The following is a 14,689-nucleotide window of genomic DNA, read 5'->3' as shown; positions in this document are numbered from 1 at the left end:
CGGGCAGGGGGCCAAAAGCAAGAGCCCGGCGGCGCTGCCCCCGGGCTCTGATGGCATTTTCGGTGGCGCTGCGGCCTCAGCGCTCGGGCAGGAGCCCCGAGGGCGAGAAACGCAGCATCAGGATCAGCACGAGACCCATCACCAGAAGCCGCATATGCGCCGCCGAATCAAGCAGATGCGATTTCAGGTCGCCCGGCGGCATCGAGGCGGTGACGAGGTCCATGATCTGCGGGCCCCAGACCTCGGCCTTGATCCAGAGATACCAGATCAGCACGCCGCCCACGACCGAGCCCCAGTTGTTGCCAGACCCGCCCACGATCACCATCACCCAGATCAGGAAGGTGTAGCGCAGCGGGTTGTAGCCCGAAGGAATCATCTGCCCGTCGAGCGAGATCAGCATCGCGCCAGCAAGCCCGCAGACCGCCGAGCCGAGGATGAAGATCTGCAGGTGGCGGCGGGTCACATCCTTGCCCATCGCAGCGGCGGAGATCTCATTGTCGCGGATCGCGCGCATCATCCGGCCCCAGGGCGAATTCAGCGCGCGCTGCGACAGCCAGATCAGCGCCAGCAGCACGGCGCCGAAGAGCCCCGTGTAAAGCAGCTTGACCAGCACCGTCGAGGCCGTGACCGGATCGAGCCCAAGCCCCGCCGCGCGCTCGATAAAGGCCGCATCGGCCTGGATGTCGATCTCGTAGGGCACGGGCCAGGGGCGCGGGATGCCGTTCACGTTCATCACGCCGCGCGAGAGCCATTCCTCGTTCTTCAGCACCGCGACGATGATCTCGCCGATGCCGAGCGTGGCAATCGCAAGGTAATCCGAGCGCAACCCGAGCGCGGTCTTGCCGATGGCCCAGGCGGCCCCGGCGGCCAGCGCGGCGCCCAGCGGCCAGGCCAGCAGCGTCGGCAGCCCCATGCCTCCGAGGAAACCGGTGGCCGAGGGGTTGATCGCCTGCACCGCCTCGACGCCCGGATCGAAGATCATCCGGAAGATCGCGAAGCCCGCGATCAGCACGGTGGGAACGGCGATGATCCGGGTCTTGCCCGGCGCCTTGCGGTTGACCGCAATCGCCAGCGCAATCGCCGCGATCCCGGCCAGAAGCGCCAGCGCGATGCGCCCGCCGCCCGCCGACATTGCGCCCTCGGTCGGCGGCATCGCCACCAGCACGGGCGCCAGCCCGCCAAGCGCGATGAAGCCCACGATCCCCACGTTGAACAGCCCCGCGTAGCCCCATTGCAGGTTCACGCCAAGCGCCAGGATCGCCGAGATCAGCCCCATGTTCAGGATCCCCAGTGCCGCATTCGGCCCGCCATTGATCCACTCGATGATGAACAGCGCCGGCAGCACCAGCGCCACCAGCGTGTAACGCAGCCCCATGTTCTGCGAGGCCGAGGTCCGGTTGCCGCTCATACCGCTTTCCCCTTGAAAAGACCCGTGGGTTTGAACAGGAGCACCGCGATCAGGATCACGAAGCTCACTGCGAACTTGTATTCGGTCGAGAGGAGCTGCAGCAGCCCCTCGGCCTCGAAGCCCGGGATCATGTAGGTTGCCACCTTTTTCCAGGCATAGGTCACGCCGACCTCGGAAAAGGCGATGATGAAGCCGCCCGCGATCGCGCCCAGGGGGCTGCCAAGCCCGCCCAGGATCGCCGCCGCGAAGATCGGCAGCAGCAGGTGGAAGTAGTTGAAAGCCTTGAAGCTTTTATCAAGGCCGTAAAGCGTGCCCGCGGTCACCGCCAGCCCCGCCGCGATGATCCAGGTCACGCGCACGACCTGGTTCGGGTTGATCCCCGACAGAAGCGCCAGATCCTCGTTGTCGGAGAAGGCGCGCATCGACTTGCCGGTGCGGGTGCGGTTCAGGAACCAGAACAGCGCCGCCACCATGATCGCCGCCGTCACCAGCGTCAGCAGTTGCGTGGTGCGGAAGGCCAGGGGCTCGGCGAGCCCCGTCGCCTCCTTGAAGCCGCGCGCCGAGATCACGAAACGCGCACCATCGGCGAATTTGATGTCATCGACCCCGATCATGAAACGCGTCACCGCGTTCATCACGAACATCACGCCGACCGAGACCATCACCAGCGTCACGGGCTTGGCCTTGACCCGCCGGTAATGGGCATAGACCAGCCGGTCGGTCACCAGCACCAGCACCGCTGTGCCCGCAATCGCAAAGGGCAGGGCCAGCATTGCCGTCGGCAGCGGCCCGAGCGAGACACCCATCGCCTGCAGCCCCCAGGTCACGATGATCGCAAGCCCGGTGCCAAAGGCCATGGTGTCGCCATGGGCGAAGTTCGAGAACCGCAGGATGCCGTAGATCAGCGTCACGCCGAGCGCCCCCAGCGCCAGCTGCGCGCCATAGGTCGAGGCGGGAATGATGATGTAATTGGTGAGAGCCACCAGAGCGTTCAGGAAATCCATCTCTCAGCCCCCCAGGAAAGTGCGTCGCACATCCGGGTCGGCCAGAAGCGCCGCGCCGGTGTCGGTGTAACGGTTCGCGCCCTGCACCAGAACATAGCCGATATCGGCGATCTCCAGCGCCTGGCGGGCGTTCTGTTCGACCATCAGGATCGAGATGCCTGTGCGCGCCACCTCGATGATGCGATCGAACAGCTCGTCCATCACGATCGGGCTGACGCCTGCGGTGGGCTCGTCCAGCATCAGGAGCTTGGGCTTCGTCATCAGCGCGCGGCCCACGGCCACCTGCTGGCGCTGTCCGCCCGACAATTCGCCTGCGTTCTGGTGGCGTTTTTCGCGCAGGATCGGGAACAGGTCATAGACCTGCTCCATCGTCTCGCGGAAATCGTCCTCGCGGATGAAGGCGCCCATCTCGAGGTTTTCCTCGACCGACATCGTCGGGAAGACGTTGTTGACCTGCGGCACGAACCCCATGCCCTTGCGCACGCGGTCCTGCGGCGAGAGCGCGGTGATGTCCTCGCCGTCGAACAGGACCTTGCCTTCGCGCAGGTTCAGCATGCCGAACACCGCCTTCATCGCGGTGGATTTGCCTGCGCCGTTCGGGCCCACGATCACCGCGATCTGGCCCAGATCGACCTTGAGCGTGCAGTCGTGCAGGATATCGGCCCCGCCATAGCCGCCGGTCATGCCGGATGCGTCGAGATAGCTCATGCCGCGCCCCCTTTGCCGGCTTCGTCGCCCAGTCCGGGTTGCGCGCCGTGGGTTTCGTGGCGCTGGCTTTCCAGCGCCTCCTCGGCCTTGATCTTGTTCTTGAGGCCGGTGCCCAGATAGGCCTCGATCACCGCCTCATTGGCCAGCACCTCTTCGGGCGAGCCCTCGGCCAGCACCTTGCCCTCGGCCATCACGATGACCGGGTTGCAAAGCCGCCCGATGAAATCCATGTCATGCTCGATCACGCAGAAGGTATAGCCGCGCTCCTTGTTGAGGCGCACGATCGCATCGCCGATCGTGTTCAGAAGCGTCCGGTTCACGCCCGCGCCGACCTCGTCGAGAAACACGATCTTGGCCTCGACCATCATCGTGCGGCCCAGTTCCAGCAGCTTTTTCTGGCCACCCGAGAGGTTGCCCGCATATTCATCCGCCAGATGGGTAATCGTCAGGAATTCAAGGACTTCGTCGGCCTTCTTGCGAAGCGCCTCTTCCTCGCGCGCGATCTGGCCACGGTTGAACCAGGCGTTCCAGAGCGTCTCGCCCGATTGGCCGCCGGGCACCATCATCAGGTTCTCGCGCACGGTCATCGTGGGGAATTCATGCGCGATCTGGAAGGTGCGCAGCAGCCCCTTGTGGAACAGCTCATGCGGCGGCAGGCCGGTGATATCCTCGCCATCCATCGTGACACGCCCGGACGTCGGCTTATGAACGCCCGCGATCACGTTGAAAAGCGTGGATTTTCCGGCCCCGTTCGGGCCGATCAGCCCGGTGATGGAGCCAGTGGCGATTTCCAGCGACGCGCCATCCACGGCACGAAATCCGCCGAAATGCTTGTGCAGGTTCTCGACCCGTATCATGCAGTCCCCAAGCGTTATTTGATCATGCGTTTTGCATGAAGTCTGGCCTTTATGGCATTGTTATAATGAAGAAACAGCCCGAGTTTCCTCGGGCTGTTTCCGCTTCGTTATGCGATCAGCGGTAGCCGACCGTATCCACTTTGCCGTCCTTCATCTCGATCTCGCGGAAGGTGCCGGCCGATTCACCGGGCCCGATCAGCTCGACCGAGGACGCGCCCTGATAGTCGATGTCCTGACCAGCGGCGAGCAGTTCGAGCGCCTTGCCCAGTTCACCCGGCAGGATCGGCTCGCCCGGAGCGTTGGCGACGTCCATCACCTTGTCCTTGTAGACATTGGCGTCGGTGGTGCCAGCGGCCTGCATGGCCAGCATGATCAGCGCGGCGGCGTCATAGGCCTCGCCGGAATAGGCGCCGGTCGGGTCGAAGCCATCGGCCATGGCGGCGAATTTCGCCTTGCCGTCGCCCATCGAGTCCGGGAGCTGGCCGAAGGAGCCGTCGATTTCCGAGCCGAAGTTCTCTTCGAGCTTGGCGCCGACCATGCCATCGGGCAGCACGAAGGTCGAGAAGGCGCCCTGATCGAGCGCGCCACGGATGATCGCCGAGCCACCCTGGTCGACATAGCCCGCCACCACGAGCGCGTCGCCACCGGCCGCGGCCAGCGCGCCGATCTCGGCGGCGTAATCGGCCTTGCCGTCTTCATGCGGCGCGTTGATCGTCACCTTGCCGCCCTTGGCGGTGTAGGCGGCCTCGAACGCATCGGCCAGACCCTTGCCGTAGTCGTTGTTGGTGTAGGTCACGGCGACCGAGGAGATACCTTTTTCAAGGATGATATCCGCCATCACTTCCGACTGGCGCGCATCCGAAGGCGCGGTGCGGAAGAACAGGCCGTTGTCTTCCTTGCTGGTCAGTGCCGGCGAGGTGGCCGAGGGCGAGATCATCACCATGCCGTTCGGCATCGCGACGTTCTCAAGCTGCGCACCGGTTTCGCCCGAGCACATGCCGCCGACGATCCCTTTCACGCCTTCCACGGTGATCAGACGCTCGGCAGTCGCGGTGGCGGCGGCGGCGTCGATGCAGGTGGTGTCGCCGCGAACCGGAACGACGGTGACCCCGCCCAGCAGCTTGCCGGACTCGGTGACCTCTTTCATCGCGAGTTCCGCGCCCGCAGCCATGTGCGGCGCCATCGATTCGAGCGGGCCGGTGAAGGCCAGCGAAACGCCGATCTTGACGTCCTCCGCCATGGCGCTGCCTGCGACGAGCAGGGCGGCGGTGGTGGTCAGCAGCATTTTTTTCATATGTTTCACTCCCGTGTTGGCAGATGTTATCTGACGCGCAAGGTTAGTGCGCGCTGTGTAAAAAGAAAATAGCACAGGCTTGCTTCCTTGAGGCGGATCGCGCGGTTTGTTCGAAGAAAACTATCCGTTTTTCAAGATATCTCGAAGAATATTGCGAAAACAGGCTGACGTCGCGACGCGGCACCGCCTTACTCCAGATCGTCGAAATCGGCCGGGAACCCGATTTCCAGGAGGTCCTCGGGCAGGGCGCCCTCGTCATGCGGGCCTCCCGAGGTGCCGCGCTCGCGATAGGGCGTGGTCTGGTAATGGGCGCGGTAGCATTTCGAGAAATGCGAGGGCGAGGAAAACCCGCAGGCCAGCGCGACGTTGATCACGCTCATCTCGGTCTGCATCAGCAGGTTGCGCGCCTTCTGCAGGCGGATCTCCATGTAATAGCGCTTGGGCGAGCGGTTCAGGTAGCGCCGGAACAGCCGTTCCAGCTGACGCGTCGACATGCCGGCTTCTTCGGCGAGGCGCGCCGGGCTGATCGGTTCCTCAAGATTGGCCTCCATCTGCTGCACGACCTGCGCGAGCTTGGGATGGCGCACCCCGATCCGCGTCGGGATCGAGAGCCGCTGGCTGTCCTGATCGGTGCGGATCGCGTTGTAGATCAACTGGTCGGCGACGGTATTGGCCAGCGCCTCGCCATGTTCGCGCGCGATCAGCCGCAGCATCAGGTCCAGCGAGGCCATGCCCCCCGCCGTGGTCAGCCGGTTGCCGTCGATCACGAAAACCGATTTGGTCAGCAGAACCTCGTCGAAATCCTCGGCAAAACTGTCCTGGTTTTCCCAGTGGATGGTGGCGCGCTTGCCGTCCAGAAGCCCGGCCTTGGCCACTGCCCAGGCGCCGGTGCAAAGCCCGCCCACGCCCGCGCCGATCCGCGCCTCGCGGCGCAGCCAGTTCAGGATCGGCTTGGTGGTGGCCTCGACCACGTCGATACCGCCGCAGACCAGCACGGTATCGTCCCGCCCGACATCGCTCAACCCCATGTCCACCGCCAGCCGCACGCCGTTCGAGGCGCGCGCCTCGGCGCCATCCTCCGAGGCCAGTTTCCAGTCGTAAAGCTTCGCGCCCGAGACCTGGTTGGCCAGACGCAAGGGTTCCACCGCCGAGGTGAAGGCCATCATCGTGAACCGCTCAAGCAGCAGGAACACGAAGCGGCGCGGTTGCGCTGGGACATTGACGCGCAGCGAGCCCTGCGAAGACGCGGGGCGAGGCGTTTTGCGGGCGGGTTTTGCAGGGCGCATTTGCGACACTCACATGACGGTTTCTTTCGACAGAAGCAGGGAATTGCGCCTGCCGCAAGAGGGCTTCGACGGGCCTCACCCTTCGCGCGATTTCCGCGCTGTTCCACTCGCGGGGGCGCGATTGCCACGAAAAACGGGTTTGTGAATGCACGCGCGCCCGCGTATAAGCGCCCTCTAACGTTTGAGACGGCTCTGGAGGGAACTATGAGCAAGGGATGGACGAAGTCGGACTGGCGCGCGAAACCGCGGGTGCAGATGCCGGACTATCCCGATCAGGCTGCGTTGCAGGCGGTCGAGGCGCAGCTGGGCAAGATGCCGCCGCTGGTCTTCGCCGGCGAGGCGCGCCGGCTGAAGCGTGACCTGGCCAAGGCCGCGCGCGGCGAGGCCTTCCTGCTGCAAGGCGGCGACTGCGCCGAGAGCTTCTCGGAGTTTTCGGCCGACAACATCCGCGACACCTTCAAGGTGATGTTGCAGATGGCGATCGTGCTGACCTGGGGCGCGAAAGTGCCGGTGATCAAGGTCGGGCGCATGGCCGGGCAATTCGCGAAGCCGCGTTCGGCGCCCACCGAGATGGTCGGCGGCGTCGAATACCCGAGCTATCGCGGCGACATCATCAACGGTTTCGACGCCACGATGGAGGCGCGCCTGCCCGATCCGTCGCGCATGCTGCAGGCCTATACCCAGGCCGCGGCCTCGCTGAACCTGCTGCGCGCGTTCTCGACCGGCGGTTTCGCCGATATCCACCGCGTGCAAAGCTGGATCACCGGCTTCACCGATGCCGAGGAGGCCGAGCGTTACCGCAAGGTCGCTGGCCAGATCTCGGAGGCGATGGCCTTCATGGCGGCGGCGGGCGTGACGTCGGACACCGCGCATGAGCTGTCGACGGTCGATTTCTACACCTCGCACGAGGCGCTGCTTCTGGAATACGAAGAGGCGCTGTGCCGGACCGATACCACCTCGGGCCTGCCGGTCGCGGGCTCGGGCCACATGATCTGGATCGGCGACCGCACCCGTCAGCCCGATGGCGCGCATGTCGAATTCTGCCGCGGCGTGCAGAACCCGATCGGCCTGAAATGCGGCCCCTCGACCACGGCGGACGATCTGAAGGTGCTGATGGCCAAGCTCAACCCGACCAATGAGGCCGGGCGGCTGACGCTGATCGCGCGTTTCGGCGCCGGCAAGGTCGCCGAGCACCTGCCGCGCCTCATCCGCGCGGTCAAGGAAGAGGGCGCCAATGTCGTCTGGTCCTGCGACCCGATGCATGGCAACACGATCAAATCGGCCTCGGGCTACAAGACCCGCCCCTTCGAGTCGGTGCTGCAAGAGGTTCGCGATTTCTTCGGCGTCCATGCCTCGGAAGGCACCGTGCCGGGCGGCGTGCATTTCGAGATGACCGGCAAGGACGTGACCGAATGCACCGGTGGCGTGCGCGCGGTGTCGGACGAAGACCTGTCCTCGCGCTACCACACCGCCTGCGACCCGCGTCTGAATGCTTCGCAATCGCTGGAACTGGCGTTCCTCGTGGCTGAAGAGCTTCAGGCCCGCCGTCGCGAGCAGCTTGCGGCGGTCAGCAGCCTCTGATCGGTTGCGCAGTGAAAGACCAGAGGCCCGGCGTCAGCGCCGGGCCTTTTGCTTTGCGGGGCGTGGTTTACGCGCCGGTTTTGACGATGCGGAACATCGCGCGCCGCTCTTCCGGGCTGAGCGCTTGCAGAGCGGATGACTCGGGCGTGGCGACCAGCGTCGGGTTTGGGGCTTGCGGCTCGGGCCGGGTGCCGCGCTGCATCGGCAGGTCTTGCAGGATCGGGGCGACCTCGGCGCCCGCGACCTCGAAGCGGCGCGGCGCGCGGCCGATCGCGCCTTCGGCGATCAGGCAGCCGAGCGCGCGGCTGATATCGCCAAGATCGGACGTCAGCGGCAGCATCAAAAGTTTCGCGCCGAGCGGCGGCTTGCCGATCCCGGCTTCGGCGCGCAGCGTGATCTCGACCACGGCGGGGTCGTGGAACATCGTTTCGGTCAGCTCGGCGATGCGCTGGCGGGCGGGGGCGGTGAACAGCGCGGTCAGCGGCATGCCGCGCACCTCCATCCCCATCAGGTCGTTCAGATGCATCCCCGACAGCCGGAACCGCCCCATTCCCGGCGCGACGCGCTCAAGCACAAAGGCATATTCCAGCGCGCGTTCGATCCCGCGCGGGTCCACATCGGCGCGCGCAGGCACCAGCCGACCGTTGCGCAGCCCCTCCCAATAGCCGCGCAGCTCGCTCAGGACCTGACGCGCCTGCGGCGCGGGCGCACGCAGCGCGATCACCTCGTCGCGGGGCTCTGTTTCGCGTTCCATTCCGGCCTCCATCACGGCGCGGGCTCCCCCGCGGGATTTCAGAAAAGCTCCTCTGCCTTTGGCGGATGCGGGTCTTTCGGTTGACCCCGAGAGCGAAATGCTTACTGAACTCTTAATACGCTGATTTGCCTCAAATGTGGGAAATAAAGTCTTAAATGGTTAACAACCACGACGCGATCCGCACGGTCTCGATGACCGGCTTTGCCGCGGGGCAGGGCTCGGGTGCGGGCCATGACTGGAGCTGGGATATCCGCTCGGTCAATGGCAAGACCTTCGATCTGCGGCTGCGGCTGCCCGAGTTGGAGGGGCTGGAACAGGGCCTGCGCAAGGCGGTGGCCGAGGTCGCGCGGCGGGGCAATATCTCGCTGTCGCTGAAGCTCGCGCGCAGCCAGGGCGACGAGGCGATGCGGCTGAGCGGGCCGGGCCTCGAGGCGGCGCTGGCCGCGCTTGGGCAGGTGCGGCGCGCGGCCGAGGCGCAGGGCATGGCGCTGGCTGAGCCGACGCCGGTCGATATCCTGACGCTGCGCGGCGTGATCGACCAGAGCGCGCCCGAGATCGCCGATCCGGCCGAACTGGTGGGCCTGATCCTTGCTGATCTGGGCGCGGGGCTCGCCGCTTTCGCGCAGATGCGCGCGGGTGAGGGCGCCGAGATCGGGGCCGTGGTCGCTGCACAGCTTGCGCGCATCGCCGAGCTGACCGAGACCGCCGCCGAACAGGCCGAGGCGCGCCGCCCCGAGGCAGCTGCCGCGTTGAACGCGGCGCTTGCGCGAGTGATGGAGGGCGCGCCCGGCGCCGACCCCGCCCGCATCGCGCAAGAGCTTGCGATGCTCGCCGTCAAAGCCGATGTCACCGAGGAACTCGACCGCCTGCGCGCCCATATCAAGGCCGCGCGCGCGCTTCTGGCCGATGACGGCCCGGTCGGGCGCAAGTTCGAATTCCTCACGCAGGAATTCGTGCGCGAGGCCAATACGCTCTGCTCGAAGGCGGGCAATGCGGCCTTGACCGCGACCGGGCTAGAGCTGAAACACGTCATCGACCAGATGCGTGAGCAGATCATGAATGTGGAGTAAGCCGATGCGCGAGATCCAGAGACGCGGGCTCCTGATCATCCTCTCGTCGCCCTCGGGGGCGGGCAAATCGACGCTGGCGAAGCGGCTGATGGCCTGGGACCCGAGCCTGAGCTTTTCGGTCTCGGCCACGACCCGCGCGCCGCGCCCGGGCGAGGTGGACGGGCGCGAGTATTACTTCAAGTCCCGCGACGATTTCGCCGAACTGACGGTGACCGACCAGATGCTCGAGCATGCCGAGGTCTTCGGAAATTTCTATGGCACGCCGCGCGGGCCGGTCGAGGCGCAGCTGGCCGTCGGCAATGACGTGCTTCTGGATATCGACTGGCAGGGCGGGCAGCAGGTGCGCCGCTCGGTTCTGGCGAAAGACGTGATCTCGATCTTCATCCTGCCGCCCTCGATCGACGAGCTGGAACGCCGTTTGCGCGGGCGCGGGCAAGACAGCGACGAGGTGATCGCGGGCCGGATGGCAAAAAGCCGCGATGAAATCAGCCATTGGGGCGAGTATGATTACGTCATCATCAACCACGACGCCGATCAGGCGACCGAGGAGCTGGTGACGATCGTGAAGGCCGAGCGCGCCCGCGCCGACCGCCAGCCGGGGCTGACTGAATTCGTGCGCGGGCTGAACAGGGAGTTTGACGCAAGATGATCTATGAGCTGGACGGAATTGCCCCGGTGCTGGGCGCGCGCGCCTGGGTCGCGCCCGATGCCAACCTGATCGGCAAGGTGGTGCTGGAGGACGAGGCCTCGGTCTGGTTCGGCTGCACGCTGCGCGGCGATAACGAGGAAATCCGCGTCGGCCGCGGCTCGAACGTGCAGGAAAACGTGATCTGCCACACTGACATGGGCTATCCGCTGGTGATCGGCGCGAATTGCACGATCGGCCACAAGGCGATGCTGCATGGCTGCATCATCGGCGAGGGCAGCCTGATTGGCATGGGCGCGACGGTGCTGAATGGCGCGAAGATCGGCAAGGGCTGCCTGATTGGCGCGGGGGCGCTGATTACCGAAGGCAAGGAGATCCCGGATGGCAGTCTGGTGATGGGCGCGCCGGGCAAGGTGGTGCGCCAACTCGACGCCGAGGCGCAGGCGCGGCTCTTGAAATCGGCTGAGCATTACCGCGCGAATGCCGCGCGCTATGCGGCCGGGCTGAAGGCGCTCTGAGATGTTTCTGGACCCGCAACACCCCCGCCTGCGCCCGCTCTGGATCCGCTGCGTGATCGTGGCGATTCCGCTGATCGCCTCGGCGGCGAGTTTCGATCAGGGCTCCGTGCCGCTTGGCGTGATCTTCGGCCTTGCCGGAGGCTTCGCCTTCCGCCGTCTTTTCCTGCCCTGAGGGCACCCGGCTAATTCAGGTTGTCCCCCATCTGAGGCACTTCGAAAATCTCGAAATCGCATTCTGCCCAGATCTGTTCAACCTCGGCGCGAACCATCTTGAGGCTCGGGAGCGGATTGCAATAGGCGCGGATCGCGCCGCGGTAATCCATCTCGCGCAGGTCGCGCACGAGATCGAGAATATCGTAATGCGGCGCGACGAGGGGCGCGAGGATCACCTCGGGATCGAGGCGGCGCAATGCCTCGGCGGTGAGCGTCTCATACTGGCCGACACTCAGAAGAATGCCTTGCACATCCTTCAAAAGGCGAGGAATTGACTGAGTCGGATCAAGCGCAAGAACACGCCGCCCCTGTAGAGCCGTCTGAACGCGAGAGCGCGGGCTGGCCTCTGCGGCAGAGGGAGCGCGGGGGAAAAGGCTCATACAGATGTTCTTTGCGTTCTCGGGTTCGTGTTGACGTGAATTGGCGCATTCGCAATACACGTAAAAGTTTAGCGCGACTTTGTGTCGCTCTCAAGATGCAATCTGAACCAAACGTTCCGGTCTTGCAGGATGCAACGATCCGCGCCGAACGCCGCCGCTTTACAGTGCCGGGCGTTTGCGCATTCTGGGCGCAAGGAGAAACCCGATGATGCATGACGATATTCGCGCCCTGATCGAGGCCCTGCCGCTGCCGGTGCTGCTGGTCGACCGGAACGAGCGGTTCGAACTGGCGAATGCGCTGGCGCTGGCGCTGTTGGGGCCCGACCTCGAAGGTCGCCCGCTGGTCACGCGGCTGCGCCAGCCCGCGCTGGGGCTTGCGCTGGAGGCGGCGCTGGCGGGCGAGCGTCCGGAGCCCGCTTCGGTGCGCATCACCGCGCGCGACCGCGAGATTTCGGCGCTTGTGCATGTCAGCCCCTATGAGGGCCGCGCGCTCATGGCGATCGAGGATATCTCGGCGCTGGAAGATGCCGGCGCGATGCGGCGCGATTTCGTCGCCAATGTCAGCCACGAGCTGCGCACGCCGCTGACGGCGCTGATCGGCTTCATCGAAACGCTGCAGGCCTCGGCCAAGGATGACCCGGTCGCGCGCGAACGCTTTCTGGGGATCATGGAGCGCGAGGCCAAGCGGATGACGCGGCTGGTCGCGGATCTGTTGTCGCTGAGCCGTGTCGAGGCCGAAGAGCGCCGCCGTCCCGCTGCTGAAGTGGATATCTCGGCGGTGATCGCCGGAGCGTTCCAGTCGCTTGCACCCGCCGCCGAAGCCGCGCAGGTTGAGCTGAAACGGCTTGGCGTGCCGGGGCCGCTGCGCGTCAAGGGCGATGCCGACCAGCTCACGCAGGTGTTCTCGAACCTGATCGAGAACGCGATCAAATACGGCGGCTCGGGCGGCGAGGTCAGCGTCGCCATCGAAGAGGTCGCCCACGAGCCGGTGCTGCGCGGCCCGGCGCTGCGCATCACTGTCGCGGACAAGGGCGAGGGCATCGACCCGATCCACCTGCCGCGCCTGACCGAGCGTTTCTACCGCGTCGACACCCACCGCTCGCGCGAGAAAGGCGGGACGGGGCTGGGGCTGGCGATCGTCAAGCACATCATCAACCGCCACCGCGGGCGCATGAAGATCGAAAGCGAAAAGGGTCAGGGCTCGCGTTTCACGGTCATATTACCGCGCGGCTAGGGAGCGGGCGCTGCGCCGGTCCTTGCGTTTCGCCGCAATCCATCGGAGTCTCGGGCAAATTTCCCTTGGGACGGATCATGACAACCTATTCCACCGCGCCGATCGGCGGCCAGAAGCCCGGCACTTCGGGCCTGCGCAAGAAAACCCCCGTGTTCATGGGGCCGAACTACCTTGAAAACTTCGTGCAGGCGACCTTCGACGCGATCGGTGGCGTGTCGGGCAAGACATTGGTTCTGGGCGGCGACGGGCGCTATTTCGGCGCCGAAGCCGCACAGGTGATCCTGAAGATGGCGGCAGCGAATGGGGCTGCGCGGGTGATCGTGGGGCAGGGTGCCTGGCTCTCGACGCCGGCGGCCTCGAACCTGATCCGCGCGCGCGGCGCCGACGGCGGGCTGATCCTCTCGGCCAGCCATAATCCGGGCGGCCCGAACGAGGATTTCGGCGTTAAATACAACATGGCCAATGGCGGCCCCGCGCCCGAGGCGGTGACCGAGGCGATCTATGCCCGCACGCAGGAGATCGCCGAATATCGCAAGCTTGAGGCGCCCGATGTGAACCTGACCGCGATCGGCGAGAGCCATCTGGACGCGATGGTGGTCGAGGTTGTCGATCCGGTTCTGGCCTATGCCGATCTCATGGAGACACTCTTTGATTTCAAGGCCCTGCGCGGGCTTTTCCACGAAGGTTTCACGATGCGCATGGATGCGATGTGCGCGATCACCGGCCCCTATGCGGTCGAGATCTTTGAAAACCGGCTGGGTGCCGCGCCCGGCACGGTCGTGCATGAAACGCCCTTGCCGGATTTCGGCGGCATGCATCCCGATCCGAACCCGACCTGGGCGCATGAGCTGATGGCCGAGCTGATGGGCGAGGGCGCGCCCGACTTCGGTGCGGCCTCGGATGGCGACGGCGATCGCAACATGATCCTCGGGCCGGGGTGCTATGTCTCGCCCTCCGACAGCCTCGCGGTGATTGCCGCCAACGCGCATCTGGTGCCGGGCTATGCCGGCGGGCTCAAGGGCGTTGCGCGCTCGATGCCGACCTCGGCGGCGGTGGACCGTGTGGCCGAGGCGCTCGGGATCGACTGCTACGAGACGCCCACGGGCTGGAAATTCTTTGGCAACCTGATGGATGCGGGCCGCGTGAGCCTCTGTGGCGAGGAAAGCTTCGGCACGGGCTCGGACCATGTGCGCGAAAAGGACGGGCTTTGGGCGGTGCTGATGTGGCTCAATATCATCGCCGCGCGGGGGCAGGGCGTGGCCGAGATCCTCGCCGATCACTGGGCGCGGTTCGGGCGCAACTACTACTCGCGCCACGATTACGAGGCGCTGCCCACCGATGTCGCGACTGCGATGCTCGACGACCTGCGCGACCGGCTTTCCGGCTTGCTGGGCCGGGCGGTCTCGGGGCTGGTGATCGCCGGGGCTGACGAGTTCACCTATACCGACCCGGTCGATGGCTCGGTCTCGGCGCGGCAGGGGTTCCGCATCCTGTTCGAGGGCGGCTCGCGCGTGGTGTTGCGGCTTTCGGGCACGGGCACCGAAGGCGCGACGCTGCGTGTCTATCTCGAACGCTACGTGCCGGGTCCGGAGGGTCTGGACGAAGACCCGCAGGCCGCGCTCGACCCGATCATCGTGGCCACCGAAGAGATCGTCGGCATTCGCGCGCGCACCGGCCGCGCGGGCCCGGATGTGATTACCTGACCGCGACTTAGGTCGAATATCGCCCCAAAACGC

General features: G+C 65.7%; 15 protein-coding genes. 7 read left to right on the top strand and 8 right to left on the bottom strand.

Features of this window, described 5'->3' with window-relative positions; all coding sequences use genetic code 11:
• Positions 1 to 76: 76 nt before the first annotated feature.
• The 6 genes from CLN94_RS07430 to CLN94_RS07405 form a co-directional block, all read right to left on the bottom strand.
• Positions 77 to 1,408 (bottom strand): branched-chain amino acid ABC transporter permease, encoded by a 1,332-nt coding sequence (locus CLN94_RS07430; RefSeq protein WP_096432711.1) that lies wholly within the window; start codon positions 1,406 to 1,408, stop codon positions 77 to 79.
• Positions 1,405 to 2,412, bottom strand: a complete 1,008-nt coding sequence (locus CLN94_RS07425) for a branched-chain amino acid ABC transporter permease (protein ID WP_096432709.1) — start codon at positions 2,410 to 2,412, stop codon at positions 1,405 to 1,407. The genes CLN94_RS07430 and CLN94_RS07425 overlap by 4 nt, the downstream gene beginning before the upstream one ends.
• Before the next feature lie 3 nt (positions 2,413 to 2,415).
• Entirely contained in the window at positions 2,416 to 3,120 is a 705-nt protein-coding gene (locus tag CLN94_RS07420; protein WP_096432707.1) for an ABC transporter ATP-binding protein, read from the bottom strand.
• Positions 3,117 to 3,977 carry an ABC transporter ATP-binding protein gene (locus CLN94_RS07415; protein ID WP_096432705.1) on the bottom strand — a complete coding sequence of 287 codons (861 nt, stop codon included), beginning with the start codon at positions 3,975 to 3,977 and terminating at the stop codon, positions 3,117 to 3,119. Before CLN94_RS07415 ends, CLN94_RS07420 begins: the two co-directional genes overlap by 4 nt.
• 115 nt (positions 3,978 to 4,092) lie before the next feature.
• Positions 4,093 to 5,271, bottom strand: a complete 1,179-nt coding sequence (locus tag CLN94_RS07410; RefSeq protein WP_096432703.1) for an ABC transporter substrate-binding protein — start codon at positions 5,269 to 5,271, stop codon at positions 4,093 to 4,095.
• A gap of 188 nt (positions 5,272 to 5,459) precedes the next feature.
• Positions 5,460 to 6,557: a GlxA family transcriptional regulator gene (locus CLN94_RS07405; protein ID WP_096432844.1), complete on the bottom strand. Its 1,098-nt coding sequence runs from the start codon at positions 6,555 to 6,557 to the stop codon at positions 5,460 to 5,462.
• Positions 6,558 to 6,761: 204 nt separating this feature from the next.
• Between CLN94_RS07405 and CLN94_RS07400 the strand changes: the two genes are divergently transcribed.
• Positions 6,762 to 8,138: a class II 3-deoxy-7-phosphoheptulonate synthase gene (locus CLN94_RS07400; protein WP_096432701.1), complete on the top strand. Its 1,377-nt coding sequence runs from the start codon at positions 6,762 to 6,764 to the stop codon at positions 8,136 to 8,138.
• 67 nt (positions 8,139 to 8,205) lie between these two features.
• On the opposite strand, the gene CLN94_RS07395 is transcribed toward CLN94_RS07400, so the two are convergent.
• Complete coding sequence (locus tag CLN94_RS07395; protein WP_096432699.1) at positions 8,206 to 8,892, bottom strand: PAS domain-containing protein; 687 nt, start codon at positions 8,890 to 8,892, stop codon at positions 8,206 to 8,208.
• Between the two features lie 155 nt (positions 8,893 to 9,047).
• Here CLN94_RS07395 and CLN94_RS07390 point away from each other — a divergent pair, with 155 nt between their 5' ends.
• Genes CLN94_RS07390 through CLN94_RS13975 form a run of 4 tightly spaced genes read left to right on the top strand, consistent with a single transcriptional unit; the run spans position 9,048 to position 11,298 of the window.
• A complete protein-coding gene (locus CLN94_RS07390) occupies positions 9,048 to 9,962 on the top strand; it encodes a YicC/YloC family endoribonuclease (RefSeq protein ID WP_245845139.1) in 915 nt (304 codons plus the stop codon).
• Positions 9,963 to 9,975: 13 nt separating this feature from the next.
• Positions 9,976 to 10,611, top strand: a complete 636-nt coding sequence (gene gmk, locus CLN94_RS07385; protein WP_179300268.1) for a guanylate kinase — start codon at positions 9,976 to 9,978, stop codon at positions 10,609 to 10,611.
• Positions 10,608 to 11,126 (top strand): gamma carbonic anhydrase family protein, encoded by a 519-nt coding sequence (locus CLN94_RS07380; protein ID WP_096432695.1) that lies wholly within the window; start codon positions 10,608 to 10,610, stop codon positions 11,124 to 11,126. Before gmk ends, CLN94_RS07380 begins: the two co-directional genes overlap by 4 nt.
• Before the next feature lies 1 nt (position 11,127).
• Positions 11,128 to 11,298 carry a hypothetical protein gene (locus CLN94_RS13975; RefSeq protein WP_179300261.1) on the top strand — a complete coding sequence of 57 codons (171 nt, stop codon included), beginning with the start codon at positions 11,128 to 11,130 and terminating at the stop codon, positions 11,296 to 11,298.
• A gap of 10 nt (positions 11,299 to 11,308) precedes the next feature.
• On the opposite strand, the gene CLN94_RS07375 is transcribed toward CLN94_RS13975, so the two are convergent.
• Positions 11,309 to 11,590: a hypothetical protein gene (locus CLN94_RS07375; RefSeq protein ID WP_143598888.1), complete on the bottom strand. Its 282-nt coding sequence runs from the start codon at positions 11,588 to 11,590 to the stop codon at positions 11,309 to 11,311.
• 334 nt (positions 11,591 to 11,924) lie between these two features.
• Between CLN94_RS07375 and CLN94_RS07370 the strand changes: the two genes are divergently transcribed.
• Positions 11,925 to 12,953 carry an ATP-binding protein gene (locus CLN94_RS07370; RefSeq protein WP_096432691.1) on the top strand — a complete coding sequence of 343 codons (1,029 nt, stop codon included), beginning with the start codon at positions 11,925 to 11,927 and terminating at the stop codon, positions 12,951 to 12,953.
• A 77-nt stretch (positions 12,954 to 13,030) separates the two neighbouring features.
• Complete coding sequence (locus CLN94_RS07365; protein ID WP_096432689.1) at positions 13,031 to 14,656, top strand: alpha-D-glucose phosphate-specific phosphoglucomutase; 1,626 nt, start codon at positions 13,031 to 13,033, stop codon at positions 14,654 to 14,656.
• Positions 14,657 to 14,689: the final 33 nt, after the last annotated feature.

Source organism: Pseudothioclava arenosa, assembly GCF_002358085.1.
In the GTDB taxonomy this organism is placed as follows: domain Bacteria; phylum Pseudomonadota; class Alphaproteobacteria; order Rhodobacterales; family Rhodobacteraceae; genus Pseudothioclava; species Pseudothioclava arenosa.
Note: the sequence above shows the minus strand (reverse complement) of the source record. Positions and strands in the feature narration are given on the sequence as shown.

Coding starts and splice junctions, on each gene's coding strand:
- CLN94_RS07430 (WP_096432711.1), bottom strand. CDS start 1,408: ATGAGCGGCAACCGGACCTCGGCCTCGCAGAACATGGGGCTGCGTTAC.
- CLN94_RS07425 (WP_096432709.1), bottom strand. CDS start 2,412: ATGGATTTCCTGAACGCTCTGGTGGCTCTCACCAATTACATCATCATT.
- CLN94_RS07420 (WP_096432707.1), bottom strand. CDS start 3,120: ATGAGCTATCTCGACGCATCCGGCATGACCGGCGGCTATGGCGGGGCC.
- CLN94_RS07415 (WP_096432705.1), bottom strand. CDS start 3,977: ATGATACGGGTCGAGAACCTGCACAAGCATTTCGGCGGATTTCGTGCC.
- CLN94_RS07410 (WP_096432703.1), bottom strand. CDS start 5,271: ATGAAAAAAATGCTGCTGACCACCACCGCCGCCCTGCTCGTCGCAGGC.
- CLN94_RS07405 (WP_096432844.1), bottom strand. CDS start 6,557: ATGCGCCCTGCAAAACCCGCCCGCAAAACGCCTCGCCCCGCGTCTTCG.
- CLN94_RS07400 (WP_096432701.1), top strand. CDS start 6,762: ATGAGCAAGGGATGGACGAAGTCGGACTGGCGCGCGAAACCGCGGGTG.
- CLN94_RS07395 (WP_096432699.1), bottom strand. CDS start 8,892: ATGGAACGCGAAACAGAGCCCCGCGACGAGGTGATCGCGCTGCGTGCG.
- CLN94_RS07390 (WP_245845139.1), top strand. CDS start 9,048: ATGGTTAACAACCACGACGCGATCCGCACGGTCTCGATGACCGGCTTT.
- CLN94_RS07380 (WP_096432695.1), top strand. CDS start 10,608: ATGATCTATGAGCTGGACGGAATTGCCCCGGTGCTGGGCGCGCGCGCC.
- CLN94_RS13975 (WP_179300261.1), top strand. CDS start 11,128: ATGTTTCTGGACCCGCAACACCCCCGCCTGCGCCCGCTCTGGATCCGC.
- CLN94_RS07370 (WP_096432691.1), top strand. CDS start 11,925: ATGATGCATGACGATATTCGCGCCCTGATCGAGGCCCTGCCGCTGCCG.
- CLN94_RS07365 (WP_096432689.1), top strand. CDS start 13,031: ATGACAACCTATTCCACCGCGCCGATCGGCGGCCAGAAGCCCGGCACT.